General features: G+C 38.8%; 10 protein-coding genes. 3 read left to right on the top strand and 7 right to left on the bottom strand.

The features are described from left to right. Positions 1-722 precede the first annotated feature (722 nt). Positions 723-1,424: a hypothetical protein gene (locus H6G86_RS19225; RefSeq protein ID WP_190935626.1), complete on the top strand. Its 702-nt coding sequence runs from the start codon at positions 723-725 to the stop codon at positions 1,422-1,424. Between the two features lie 133 nt (positions 1,425-1,557). Here the strand turns inward: H6G86_RS19225 and H6G86_RS19230 are convergent, their stop codons facing one another. From H6G86_RS19230 to H6G86_RS19255, 6 genes are all read right to left on the bottom strand, one after another. Further along, positions 1,558-3,075 (bottom strand): radical SAM/SPASM domain-containing protein, encoded by a 1,518-nt coding sequence (locus tag H6G86_RS19230; RefSeq protein ID WP_313931206.1) that lies wholly within the window; start codon positions 3,073-3,075, stop codon positions 1,558-1,560. Then, positions 3,044-5,836 carry a tetratricopeptide repeat protein gene (locus H6G86_RS19235; protein WP_190935627.1) on the bottom strand — a complete coding sequence of 931 codons (2,793 nt, stop codon included), beginning with the start codon at positions 5,834-5,836 and terminating at the stop codon, positions 3,044-3,046. Before H6G86_RS19235 ends, H6G86_RS19230 begins: the two co-directional genes overlap by 32 nt. Before the next feature lie 14 nt (positions 5,837-5,850). Then, on the bottom strand, positions 5,851-7,509 hold the full coding sequence (locus tag H6G86_RS19240) for a hypothetical protein (RefSeq protein ID WP_190935628.1): 1,659 nt from the start codon (positions 7,507-7,509) through the stop codon (positions 5,851-5,853). Between the two features lie 5 nt (positions 7,510-7,514). Continuing rightward, entirely contained in the window at positions 7,515-8,402 is an 888-nt protein-coding gene (locus tag H6G86_RS19245; protein WP_190935629.1) for a trypsin-like peptidase domain-containing protein, read from the bottom strand. A gap of 6 nt (positions 8,403-8,408) precedes the next feature. Continuing rightward, positions 8,409-8,750 carry a CU044_2847 family protein gene (locus H6G86_RS19250; protein WP_012412621.1) on the bottom strand — a complete coding sequence of 114 codons (342 nt, stop codon included), beginning with the start codon at positions 8,748-8,750 and terminating at the stop codon, positions 8,409-8,411. 300 nt (positions 8,751-9,050) lie between these two features. Next, the gene (locus H6G86_RS19255) at positions 9,051-9,302 is read right to left on the bottom strand and encodes a hypothetical protein (RefSeq protein WP_190935630.1); all 252 of its coding nucleotides are present in this window, start codon (positions 9,300-9,302) and stop codon (positions 9,051-9,053) included. 1,061 nt (positions 9,303-10,363) lie between these two features. Here H6G86_RS19255 and H6G86_RS19260 point away from each other — a divergent pair. After that, on the top strand, positions 10,364-12,313 hold the full coding sequence (locus tag H6G86_RS19260) for an AMP-dependent synthetase/ligase (protein WP_190935631.1): 1,950 nt from the start codon (positions 10,364-10,366) through the stop codon (positions 12,311-12,313). 42 nt (positions 12,314-12,355) lie between these two features. After that, positions 12,356-12,805, top strand: a complete 450-nt coding sequence (locus H6G86_RS19265) for a YlqD family protein (RefSeq protein ID WP_012412623.1) — start codon at positions 12,356-12,358, stop codon at positions 12,803-12,805. Between the two features lie 69 nt (positions 12,806-12,874). Here the strand turns inward: H6G86_RS19265 and H6G86_RS19270 are convergent, their stop codons facing one another. After that, the gene (locus H6G86_RS19270) at positions 12,875-13,399 is read right to left on the bottom strand and encodes a hypothetical protein (RefSeq protein ID WP_190935632.1); all 525 of its coding nucleotides are present in this window, start codon (positions 13,397-13,399) and stop codon (positions 12,875-12,877) included. Positions 13,400-13,541 lie beyond the last annotated feature (142 nt).

Here is a 13,541-nt window from a genome sequence, read left to right on the forward strand (position 1 = left end):
GTAGAGACGTAGCACTGCTAAGTCTCTACGTGTATTCGATTAGAGCGCAATCTGCTGTAACTTTCCTTAAGATATCGCTTTGCACCAATAACTAAATTTTCTCCTCATCAAAGCGATATCTAGAGACAATCAGCTTATATTACGAAAAGCTGGGGATTTCAGAATTAGAATCTTTTGATATTGCAGTAGAGCGCGATGGTGAAGTGTTTTGGCTTTTTGCAGACAGAATTACTAGGAATTTAGGCAGCGCAAGGCAAGCAACAGTATTTAGCAGCGTCAGTAATATACCATCGATTAAACTCATGTGCGATCGTCCTTATTTCAAAATTTGTGTTTACTATATTTTTAGTTTGAAGCAAAATTAGTACAATTGCTTCAAAGCAGCATTTTAATTTCTTTTATCGGTTATAAGCTAACTAAATATATTCTTATAATTTCAATTCGACTCGTAAAATCTCTTTTCTCTCTGCGTCCCGCCAGTTGCTACAAGTCGGGGAACCCGCCCAACGCACTTGCTTCCCTGTGTCCCTACATTTAAAAAGTGATTATTTTAACTACAGAAGTGCAGATAATACGGATAATACAGAGATAAAAAGTTAATGTCTAAAATTGTTATCCATCCTGAAAGGGCTAGCCTTAAATATTATTTCCTTGACAAGCCGAAATTAATTACTATAGTCTATTGTTTTACACGTTTTTCAGTAAGACAAATAATCATAATCATGAGCAAGAGAGTTAGCATTTTGCTAGTAGCAGTATTGGTTGCAAATTCTACAGCAGTAAAGCCTTCCACTGCGACAGAAAAGAATCCTAATTTCTTTGCTAAGAATATTAACTCTATAGCTTTGGCTCCAATTAAAATAGGACAAGCTATAGAACCTAGAGTTATAAAGCTTCGTCTAGCAGATTCTGGTGTTTCAGTAGGAAGTGTTTTATCTTGGGGATTTGCTGGTTTGATTCAAAAAAGATCCACTGATTGGGTTCGTTTAGAAATAACTGATAATCAAGTAAAAGTAGTACATACAACAAGAACAACTAATTGGTTAACTCAGGTTTCTAAATGGTGGGATCATCCTGTTAGAAAAATTGCTTTTAAGCCAGATTCTTGTCAAGTAGGTAATGTGTCAAATCAAGGTGGCTCAAATATAGAAACCCAACTAAGAGATATAAAAAAATTATACGATTCTAAATTAATAACAGAGCAACAATATCAAGAATTACAGCGTAAAATTATTAATCAAATAACTACGACACCAAATCAACCTTCCACTAGCAACTCTGAATGTGTTTTATTAGGAGAAAACGCCATAGTACAACTGAAAGATATTAGTTTGGTGACTAAAGGAGAGTTTAAAATTGAATATTTAGAAGGTAATGAATGGAAATATGCAGCTTTTAGAGTACCAGAAAAAGAATATCGGTAGCAGCCTGCAATCACGAAAAATTTCCACCTGTAAATTGGTGTTTAGACTCGGAATATCACCCCAACCCACCCCTTTAAAAGGGTGGCTTAGTTCCCTGCTTCTTAAGGATGGTTAGGGAGAATCAAATCCTAACTTAACTATATTTGAGAAGGCGTAAGCCCTCTAAGCGGAGAGCTTCAGGATATAGAGCTTTGTAAATATTGCAATTTGGAGATTGAATATCATAACGGCCTGTAGCCTTAAACGTAGCCAAAGAGCAACCACCCGTACACCAGTATTTCCACTCACATGTACGACAGCCTTCTTTTTCCTCAACAGATAAATTCTGAATACCTGTTTTATCTTGTCGCACAACAGTTAAAGGATCTTGAGCGTCAATAGAGGATACAGTTTTATGTAGCTGCATCTGACATTTGGCAATTTGTCCTTGATAATCAAATACAAGATAGCTTTGCCCAACTCCACAAGTTCGTTTATGAGGAGATGATAAATTAGCACGATCAACTAATGAACCTAATAAGCTTCGATTAGGTAATTTCAATTCGATAACTTTGAATGCTGCTAACATTCCCTGAATCATTCTAGATTCTTCTATTTGCAAGTCTTCGTAAGAAGCTGACAGTTCATTTTCACGATAAAAGTTGAAACTAAAAGGCAGATTATGATCCAATATCCATTCAATCAGATCGGGTAATCCTTCTGCATTGCGCCCGCTAATGGTGATGGAAATATCGGGTATCAGCCCATTTTGCAAAGCAATCTTAATACCGCATTCAACATCTTGAAATGAACCCTTTCCGCCTGCGTAATTTCGTTGGATATTGTGGAAATCTGATAATCCATCTAGTGAAATCATGAGACGCAGATTCAATATTTTAAGCATCTCGATAATTTCAGGCGTAATCAATGTTCCATTACTGAGAACAACTCCATCTAATATAATGCCTCTTTCTTTGCTAAGTGATTGAGCATATAAATGCAGTTCTTTAATTAAAGGAGAGCATAATAATGCTTCTCCTCCGGCATACTTTAGTTTGACGCGGCGGTAATTATTTAAGCTAGCAGAGCGAAATGTAGATTCAATAGCAGCTCTGCCTATCTCTATTGACATATCCCTGGCTAAATGAGGAAGATAGCAGTAGTCACATCTTAAGTTACAGCGATCGGTGATATGTAACCATGCAGATAAAGTTTCTGGTATTTCATTTAGGTTAAATAAGCTATTGTTTTTAGGAACAATTAAACGGGCTTGATATAGTTCCTGAATAGCTGTCTGTAAGTCTGTTTGGTTAATGTGAGAATTCTCTTTTGTAATATCATCTAATTTATGAGGCTTTGTAAATATATTTCGTAAATATAATGCGGATTGATTTAGAACTGCTACTTTATGATTAGTTCCATAACAGATAGAGTAACTATCATCTAGATTCATTATTTGCGAATTGGGAGATATCACAAACTCTGTCTCAAACATCCCCAGAGATAATGATATATCTGAGCTTAATTCTGCTAAAGGGGATAAGTCACAGGCACAATCCCCTCCATCGCAATCGCATTGTCCAGTTGGTACGCAGGTAGAATTGAGAGAAACTAAAATTCTGGGTCGATCAATTTTTTTACTAAGCATGAGAAGATGGCTGTTTTGTTGCACGGATTCTAGTCAGAAACATTTGTTGATCGCACCATTCTTTGAGAGCTTTATTATCTTGCCACTGATGTTTGAGTTGCTGGATTAGGGTTTTAGAAAGTTCTATAGGTAACCGTTCAATTTTCTTTTGCAGCAGATTTAGCTCATGTTGGATAGAATAGGGGCCAAAACCTCCATCCTGGAAGATTTGGGGTATGCCTTGAGCATATTTTGCAAAGGCAAGATCGTAGTTTGCCTGTTGAAATGCAACATCACCTTCTATCCGTAACATCCTACCAAAGAACAGTTGATAGGTATTTTGATATGACTGGAAGCGATCGCTAAGTTCTCGTGCATAATCGGAAATATGCTCGTATGCTTTTGCATAATAATCAAACTCTGCTTTCCCTACCAGGCTATCGATGGCATACCGCCTGTCATTGTACTCTAGACTAGTGTGGTAAGAGCGATCGTTGAGTTTGAGAGCTTGTTCTTGCAAAGAGCGATCGCACTTTTGAAACCCAAGATGCCAGTAAACACTGGCCGTTTGGTGCCAAATTCCAGGCAATTCCTCTTCCAATCCGTATTTTTCTGCCAGTTTCAGGCTTTTTTCTAAAGCATCTTGAGCCTGACTTAGCACATCTAGATCCCACTTTACCTGTGTTACATCCCAAACGGCTTCATTTACTACCTCGGCACTAAACCACTGATTTAAGCCTAAATGAAAGTATGCCCTACACAATATTCGATTATCATCTTCCTCATTGTTGCAACGGCTTAAGGCTCGTTCAAGTAGCTGTTTAGCTTTAACATAGTTCCCCTCATTTACCGAAATAGTTGCAGAGGCAATTTCGGCGTTGGCAATTTCGCGTTCAGTCTCTACACTCGACCACATATCAATAGCAGCCTTAAAGCACTGTTCAGACTTGATATAATTTTTTTGTAGTCCGTATAAATATCCCAAGTTATTCTGAATACTAGCCATAACTTGAGTTAAGCCTTTGTTAGGAGTGTCAACTTCCATAGCAGCATCCCAACCTAGTTTGTAATATTTTTCAGCTTCGTTAAAATTATTCAGTTGTCGATACAGATAACCAACTTGGTTCGCCACACCCGGAATCGCAGATGCTAGCTTTTTCTCTTGAACTAAACATAAACACTTTTGCTGATATTTCAAAGCTTCATCATAAAGATGCAACTTAGCATTTAGCATTCCCAAGACATTGCAAAGGTCTGGTTGATGAGAAGAATTAGAAGATTTTTCAGCTAACATAGCCTCTAATTTCCTTACTTCATTTTCTGTTGTGCCCTTGTCTTTTAGGGCGTGGACAAGCTTTGCTTCAAAAATAATTAATTTAAATCTTTGGTCGAAATTTAGCTCTTTTTCAAACTGTTTTACAACTGCCAATAATTGATTAACAAAGCTGAATTTCTTTGATTGGCTTCGGATCGTATTAGTAACTTCATGCCAAGTTACAAAGCCGATAGTTGGGTCAGCGTATAAAGCATTCCATAGCCATCGCATTGTATTGAATTCTCGCAGTTGTTTCAGTTCTTCAATTAGAAACTCAATATTAGAAGCTTTATTAGAATTATCAGAGTAAAGTTGAACTTCCAATATCCTTTTCTGCGGCCCTAGCTGATAGTCTTTTTGCTCGAAATATTTGGCAGCAATACGACTATCTCGTTTTCTCCATTCAAAATCTGGGTCAATATCTGCCCATAAATATTTATTAACTAAGTCTCTCACAATATCATGCAATGATATTTGATTACCACTCATTACTGGTTTGATAAAAAAGTAGCTCTGAGCATCAATAAATATTTTTTTAGCATCTTCTATCGATAGTTCTAATAGATTAGCAATATCAGAACTATCTAATGGATAAATACGTGAAAGTAACAGGGTTAGCCTATCCATTGATGTCCGAAGCTGCGTAATATGTCGAACCATCTCAGCTTCAAATCCACCCGTTTTTTCCAACCTGGTTGGAATAGTTTTTATATCTTCACTCTCTAACCAATCTGGAATAACTTCTCGATAAGCATACTCTACTCCAAATTCGATCATAATGGGGCTACCACCAGAAAGAACTATGATCTTTTGAACTAAGTCTTTCCCAAGACTAAAATGAAGTTGCTCCTCTTTGGAAAGAATGTATGTCTGTACATCCTCATGAGTAAATTCATTTAACTCCAAATAGGTTAGTTCTGTTTCTGTGAACGACTTTTCCAAAATTTGACGAGCAATACTAGGGCGACCTGCTAAAATCAATACGGCGTTATCTAGTTGCTGGCATAGATTACCAATATATTCCCAAACTTCCGTTCTTCCCTCTGCTTGTCCTAACTTCTCAACTGTATCAATTAAAAATACTAATCTCTGTTGTTTAGATTTTCGATTGATTTCATCGACTAAAAACTTTTCAAGTTGTCTGCGTTCTTCTTGGTATGCAGTTTGACTGAGGTGGTTTTCATCTTCTCGTAGTTGTCGTAACCGGAGCAGCCATTCTTGATATGTACTATCATACAATTGCTTGGCGATTTGAGTGCATAAATCTTCTGCATCATTAAAAACAGGAGTATCACAATCAATAATTTCACTGGTTCCAATGTTTACTTGCTTGAGGCGGTTTTGTAATTCATTAAGCAACCAAGTTTTGCCAATTCCGCCTCTACCCTCCACCAAAACAACATGAAGCGTATTAGCTTTTTGAACAAGGGTAATAATTCGATTTAGATGTTCTTCACGACCAACAAACTCTAATTTATCTATTTCAGACATAATAGGCTCCTGAGTTAATTATTTTGAATAGCTTCATCAAGCTTATGAATTAAATATCTATAGGGTGTATCATTATATTCGTCATTGTGGAGATAGTAATTTACAAGAAATTGAAATTCCCAGTCATGCTCTACTTCAGATTTAAGCGTAGACAGAAATTCATGGGTTTGCTCTCGGTCTGTATTCCGGAATATTCCAATAGTTTCTTCAACAGTGTCATCAAAGAAAGTTTTACGAAGTTCTTTTCGATAAGTCAAACTATCAGTACCATAATTGATAAATCCAGCATGTTGCTGAAGACTTTGAAAAAAATACTGCATTGACCAAGTTCCTGCCACAGCAGAATCATTCTTAGATTTAAGCTCGTGAACATATTCCCAACAAATTTGAGCCGCTTCGCTACAAAGCTTTTGAAAGCTATCAGGCGAACTTTCTCGAAGTAAACCAATAACTAGCAGCCGACGGGTCATTCCATCTTTAATAATCGTTTTGTCACGAGTAAAAATTGATGTTTTTGTCAGTTCTGCGTTTAATTTAAAACTATCATCACTGAAAGGTAACTGAAATCTTCTAACGGCTTCCTTTAATATCCAATTCCCATTTAGTATGGGAAATATACTCAGTTTCTCAATAGATTCGTATAGATGATTATTTTCTTTAGTCAAGCTTTCTTTAATCTGATCTCTACAATGCTTTAGAGTTCTTTCCCATAATTTACTTCCATAACTCTTTAAAAATAAATTAACTGTGTAACCACCACCTCGATAAGCTTTTAGGGCTTCAGCAATTCCCCCTGGATGTCCGCCAGTTAAATACAATAAGTGTCCAGCTAGTAGTGCAAGACTTTCAGAAGTCATCTCAATCGGCTTGAGATATTTTGTTGCGGTATCCTGAATTACTTCCCAATTAAAAGGCGAAAGGATTAGTTTAGGAAAAATCCGATCAGAGGGAAGATCGGTAAGACATCGGGCTGCAATTACAACTCGAAGGCTCTTGGAATTATCTTTAAAGAATTGTAGTTCTTTCAAACACTTTTCAATTCTCCATCCCAATTCTTTAAGTTGATCAAAAATTTCGTTTAAACGTTGTTTTTGTGGGGCATTCCCATCCAGATCGATTAGTAGTACAATACCTTTTTGCCCCTGCGATTGCCACCTAGCCCAATTTCTATGTAATAATAAACCTAAGCGTTCTCCCCAAGGCAACTCATTTCCTTCTTCAATCTGAAGATTAAGAGAAATCGCTAATTCTTTTTCTAAGTCTTCAATATTTTGATCTCCAGACATGGAAGCATAAGCGCAACACCATTGTAATTCTTGAAAGCGCTTCTGGATCTGTTTGAGAAATGCTGTTTTTCCGTAACCTTTGGGAGCCGTTATCAGACGATAAGTAGGAGAATTATTTGCTGTAATTTCAGTAATTGCAGCATCCCGATTAGTGAATGGTATTTTATCAGGATCAACTTGCTCTAGAGATTCTTGATTTAGCTGGTTTAACTCTGAATCAGCTTTTTTTATTTCCTCAAATTTATTATCAAGTTGCCTTTGTAATTTATTTTTATCTACATCATTAACCGTCCATCCTATTTGGTCGCTGATACTTTCAATGTCACTTTTTAAACGGGCTATTAGCTGCTCAAGATACTTTTTTCGGAAATCTGAAGAATTTTTCATTGCATTTAAATGGCATTAAGTTCGCTTTCTACTCGACCGAGTTCTTGGAGTATGGTGTTGATTTGCCGTTGAATGATATTGCGATCGCTCGCAGCGAGTGTATAGTTAAGTTGGTTGTAAGCTGCTTCGTAGTCACTGCTTAGAACCTCAAAGCGTTGTTGCAAAGTCTTGATTTTGAGTTGTTGTACCCGGCTGGGGGTATTCTGAGTATGTGCATTTGATGAAATCGGCAAGGTTATTTCATCCCATGCTTTGCTCAATACGTCCGCCGGAATCATGAAAGCAGTTTTGATATCTTCTCGCTGTTTCTCCGCCGCTACAGCCATACCAACTACTCCTGCAAGGGTTTCATCCCATATAGGCGCACCACTAAAGCCCGGTTCTATCCTGTAGCCAGTTACCTTACTATCTTCCAATTGCACCCATCCTTTTCCTTGCCCGTCTCGCAAAACTCCCGTAGACCAAACGCCATCATTGTGTCCGTGAGGAAAACCAAATATGCGGAAAGGATGCCCCCAAACGTTACTGGCTGAGATTAGCTTGATAGGTTGGGCTTCATGAGATAACTGTCCTTCGATTTGCAACCCAGCTATATCTTCAGGTTCGAAGGTTGATACGTTGTTGACAACAGGTTGCCAAAAAACAACTTTAGCTTTTAGCTTTTGCCCCGATGCAATTAGGGGGAAATCGAAGTCAATATCATTAATAGGAGTTTCAACTATATCCTGTGGTAAAGATAGAGCCAAGGTAACAACGTGAGCGCATGTCAGGATATAATTTTGACTTCGCCCTGACACTAAAAAACCTACACCAACTACCGCACCATTCGGATGAAAAATCCGAGCGATCGCTGATCTAAAAGCTGGAATATAATTATCTGCAATCGATGCCATACCTTACTATGCCTTGTCTTGCTTCCATTTCAAGGTAATTTCGTAGTTAGCCTCACCACCTACAGAAGTAAAAATTGCACCTGCAACAGCATTTAACTTAATACCAAATTTGACCTCTACCTCATCGGCTGGTGTATTAAGCTGACTCAGTTTGATGATAATTGCTGAAGCTACAGGTTGTATTTGATCCAATACTTCATCAAATTTCTTTTTAGCTTCAACTACTATTTGCCCAGCATCTGGTCTGGCAACACGTACAAGAGAATTGCTATTTTCTGGCTCATCAACCTCCGCTAAAAACTTTGTACCGTCTTCTAGAGAAAATTCTGTTATCTGTTTCCGAATCATGGTAGAACCTGTGATTTTCAATTAATAGTTGAATGTGTAAATAATCAAGATAGTTTTCCGAAATTTTTTGAACATAATCCAATACGGTTCAGTTAAGGCTAAAACTCTTTATCAAAGTCAACTTTTTAACGAACCGCCAAGGACGCAAAGAGCGCAAAGATAAGGAAGAAATACTTAATTGGACTGTATTGGGACATAATCTTCAAGGGGTTGTTTTAAAAGTGTTTGGCTGTGCTTTTAAGTACTTCTAGATCCCCCCTAGCCTTAAAAAGAGGGGAACCGGAATCAAAGTCCCCCTTTTTAAGGGGGATTTAGGGGGATCTGAACTTTTGATACCGATAAGGGAACTTTTAAAACATCCTCTAAATAGCTAGGTGCATATATAAAGTTTGTAGTCTTGCTATGAGCGATGAATCGCTCACTACGAACAATGCTTGCTGCAAACTTTTCTTGGGTCAATTCTAGAAGTTTGTGAAGTTTCTTAATAAACTGACCAACTTTCGGCTGTTTGGGCGTTAAAGCTGTTTGACTCTCATGTAATAGATTTAACAATTAATATATTAATGGTTATATTAGTTATATATGTACTCTAACTTCAATTAGTAATTATACTGAGTTAAACTCTGGCGAGGAAACAAAGGTGTAGTGTAAGCCTAAGAGTTGCAAGTAGTTTTTAGCCTTGCATTTCGAGTCTTGGCGGGCTTAGTAATACTCTTTGGTTATGGCAAAAGATGCGATATATCGAGTTTTTGTGATGTTTATAGCAATCCTGAATCATTGCTGATAAACAATAACCCCGGCTTCTGAAAGAAGCCAGGGCTATGTAAGTCGCAATTGTTACACTTAAAATAGTGCCCTGCTGAACTACATGATCGCACTGTGAAATTATGTACGTACTGTTCAATAAGCTTGCGTGGAAATGATAAATACTTACAGCATAAGGGTTTCAGCAATCATAGTCGAATTAGCGTTAGCGTAGCTCATCGTAGACATCGCTTGAATAAGTAGACACATAAACTATCATTTGGAATGCAAAAATATAGGTGCTGGAAAAAAATAAATTTTTCCAACTTGGCAAACAATCCATCAATTTGGAGAACACTTGGAACAAAAATCGGGACTGAATTTGCAGTATTGACTACCTGTTAATGAGTACGCTGTACAATAAGGAAAACTCGTAAGTCCAATTTTGGCTGTTTGTAATTTTGAACCGTTTCGCGACACCCCATTCGGTTTGGTTTTATCAGCCAGAAAGATTGCTACAAGCTTAGGAAACGCTATGCAAATAGTAATATTGAGCAGCGTTAGCAGTATAGCGTCTATCAAATTCATAGGTAATCATCTCCTGTGAAAAATAGGCGTAAGCGTAGCCCGTCGTAGATATCGCTGTTTTTAGGTGCAAGCATAATATTATGTGTAGGATTGACTTTCAGTCCATCTATTGCTTGCACTCTATGTAAAATAACTTTAACATAAATTTTTGTAAATATAAACGTGGAATTTCTGGAATTATTATACACAGAAGGGAATGTGGATAATAAGGACGGTTATTGTAGCGGGATAACAAAATAAACTGGAAAAACAATTAATTTACGATATTTAGGTAAGGTGTTATGTCAAAAACCCAAACCGCGTCTTCTTTTTTATCTAACATCAGTGAGCAAGAACGTGAGGCATTAAAGCGGTTGGTAGATTACACAAATGTGGAATCGCTACCAGAAGTTTGGCCTTTGGCATCTCAACGATTTGGTGATGTTGTTGCCCTCCGCAGTCCTCACGCCAAACCAGAAATTGTGATTACTTATACACAGTTAGCAGAGCAAATACAATTATTTGCTGCTGGGTTACAGGCATTAGGAGTGAAGCTAGGCGATCGCATTTCCTTAATTTCTGACAACAGTCCCCGGTGGTTTATTGCCGATCAAGGCATAATGACTGCTGGTGCAGTTGATGCGGTGCGTAGTTCGCAAGCAGAAAAAGAAGAATTGCTGTTTATCATCGCTAATAGCGGCAGTACAGCAATAGTAGTTGAAGATTTAAAGACACTTAAAAAACTACAAGACCGTCTCAACGATTTACCAATTCAGTTTGCAATCTTAATTTCAGATGAAGCACCACCAACGGGCGAAACTCTAAAGGTGCTGAATTTTGCACAGTTGATCGAAATTGGGAAAAATCATAATTTTGTGCCAGTTAAACAAAATCGTGATGCTTTGGCAACCCTAATTTATACCTCTGGAACTACAGGTAAACCCAAGGGTGTAATGCTGTCTTATAAAAATTTGATGCACCAAGTAACAACATTTGGCACAGTATTGCAACCAAATGCGGGCGATATCGTTCTCAGTATTCTACCTTCGTGGCATAGTTACGAGCGGACTGTTGAATATTACCTACTATCTCAAGGTTGCACGCAAGTTTATACAAACTTGCGCTCTGTGAAAGGAGATTTGAGACAATTTAAACCTAATTACATGGTGGGTGTACCCCGCCTGTGGGAATCGATTTATGAAGGAGTGCAAAAACAGTTCCGCGAACAACCAGCGAATAAGCAACGCCTAGTTAACTTTTTATTAGGCATTAGCGATAAATATATCAAAGCGCGGCGAGTTGCTCAAGGATTGGATTTAAATAATCTTCATGCCTCAGCCATCGAACGATTAACAGCTAAGATCCAAGCTGCTGCTTTATTACCCCTCCACGCCTTGGGAGAACGACTAGTTTATGCCAAAGTGCGAGAAGCCACAGGAGGACACGTCAAGCAGATGATTAGCGGCGGCGGTGCGCTTCCCAGACACATCGATAACTTCTTTGAAATTATTGGTGTGCAGATTTTGCAAGGCTATGGCTTGACAGAAACTTCTCCTGTTACCCATGTGCGCCGTCCTTGGCGAAATTTGATTGGTGCATCAGGGCTACCACTCCCCGCTACAGAAGCTAAAATCGTAGATCCTGAGACAAAAGCGCCTTTGCCAATAGAGAAGCGAGGCTTAGTATTGTTGAGGGGGCCGCAAATTATGCAAGGCTATTACCAAAATCCGGAAGCGACAGCGAAAGCAATTGATGCTGAAGGTTGGTTTGATAGCGGCGATTTGGGCTGGTTGACACCACAAGACGACTTAGTGCTGACTGGCAGAGCAAAGGATACGATTGTATTGACTAACGGGGAAAACATCGAGCCGCAGCCGATCGAAGACGCGTGTTTGCGATCGCCCTACATCGATCAAATTATGCTCGTCGGCCAAGATCAGCGCAGCCTGGGAGCCTTGATTGTCCCCAATGTCGAAGCCCTAGAAAAATGGGCGCAGAACGATCCGGCCACTTCTTCACCTAGTCAAAAAATTGACTTGGAGAGTAGAATGATCCAGGATTTATTTCGGCAAGAATTGAATCGAGAAGTGCAAAATCGTCCAGGCTATCGACCGGATGACCGCATTGGGACATTCAAACTCATTCAAGAACCGTTTTCTATCGAAAATGGTTTGATGACACAAACACTAAAAGTTCGCCGACATATCGTCACGGAACGTTATCGCGATATTATTGACGGCATGTTTGCCTGATAATTCCACCTCCCAACTGTAAAGAGTGAACGTGAAATATTTATGGATGTCTCCAAATCTAATTTGCTTCTGAAACGCGTCGTTAACGTTAAAGTTATTGTGACTCCCCTTTGGAAAGAGGAAGTACAACAGCAGCTGCAAACCCAGATCAATCAACTCGATCAGCAACTGCAACAGCTAGACGTAGAAGGACAAAGAGCGATCGCAGCAATTCAAAAGCAGAGTCTGCAACCACCCGGTCCCCAGACCCTCCAACAGATTGATAATATCCAACTCCAAGTCAATCAAAAGAAAAGTGAATTTCTAGAACAAAAAAATCAGTTGCTGCAAAATCTCCAGCAAGTGCAGTTTCTCCAGCAAGATCAGGAAGTCAACCAATTCCAAATGGAAGGCTTTTTCCGGGTAGAGATAGGAGATAACCTGATTAGCAAAATGCAAGTCGAAATCGTTCTGCGCGATGGCGTTGTAGAAGAGATTCGTGGCGACATTTAAATTTGTCATTTGTCATTTGTCCGTTGTCATTAGTTTTGTGAGCAATGACTAATAACTAATGACCAATGACTAATGACAAATATGATTTAACTTAGTGCGGGAGAGGCTCCCAGCCGAACATTCTACCTGGGAGCCAGCCCAAACAATTTGCCAGACTGGAGGAGAACTAATAAATAGCGATCGCCCGAAGGCTGACATCTCAACTCGATATTTAACTGTACTAACTGCATCATCACCCCGCTTGAGTTGGGTAATCGTCACTAAAGCCTGATTTCGTTGTGGATAAGCTACCTCTACCTTTCGCGTTCCTCCCACTGCTGCTATGTTGTCAAAGGCATTCAGAGCGAGGGTAGCAGGATCGCTTCCTTGGAGAGATGAGTTGATATTTTCTAAAGGTATAGTTTTATAGTTAGAGCGGTCTGGGTATGCCACAATCTCTTGAGATTGATGTATTGCTCTCACCTGCTGGGTTTGACCATAACTAGTCTCAACAATCGGTGCAGATTGCTGGCGCTGGGTAATATATACTCCAGCGCCAGCAGTGGCAAAGATACTTAGTATCACAATCAAAAAGAATTTTAGCTTTGCCGACATAAAAGTAAACAGGAATTTCAAATAGGTTTATTACCAATTTTGAATTCTAGATTGAACTGCATCCCATATCCTCTACCTGTGAGTAGCTTTTGTATCTTAAGCATTCGGTATGAGGAAGTATAAAAGGGAAAAGGTTAAAGGG

It is taken from the genome of Nostoc sp. FACHB-133, from assembly GCF_014698055.1.
GTDB lineage: Bacteria > Cyanobacteriota > Cyanobacteriia > Cyanobacteriales > Nostocaceae > Nostoc.

Bases quoted from the DNA above. Each gene is read 5' to 3' on its own strand.
- H6G86_RS19225 (WP_190935626.1), top strand. From the start codon at position 723: ATGAGCAAGAGAGTTAGCATTTTGCTAGTAGCAGTATTGGTTGCAAAT.
- H6G86_RS19235 (WP_190935627.1), bottom strand. From the start codon at position 5,836: ATGTCTGAAATAGATAAATTAGAGTTTGTTGGTCGTGAAGAACATCTA.
- H6G86_RS19240 (WP_190935628.1), bottom strand. From the start codon at position 7,509: ATGAAAAATTCTTCAGATTTCCGAAAAAAGTATCTTGAGCAGCTAATA.
- H6G86_RS19245 (WP_190935629.1), bottom strand. From the start codon at position 8,402: ATGGCATCGATTGCAGATAATTATATTCCAGCTTTTAGATCAGCGATC.
- H6G86_RS19250 (WP_012412621.1), bottom strand. From the start codon at position 8,750: ATGATTCGGAAACAGATAACAGAATTTTCTCTAGAAGACGGTACAAAG.
- H6G86_RS19260 (WP_190935631.1), top strand. From the start codon at position 10,364: ATGTCAAAAACCCAAACCGCGTCTTCTTTTTTATCTAACATCAGTGAG.
- H6G86_RS19265 (WP_012412623.1), top strand. From the start codon at position 12,356: ATGGATGTCTCCAAATCTAATTTGCTTCTGAAACGCGTCGTTAACGTT.
- H6G86_RS19270 (WP_190935632.1), bottom strand. From the start codon at position 13,399: ATGTCGGCAAAGCTAAAATTCTTTTTGATTGTGATACTAAGTATCTTT.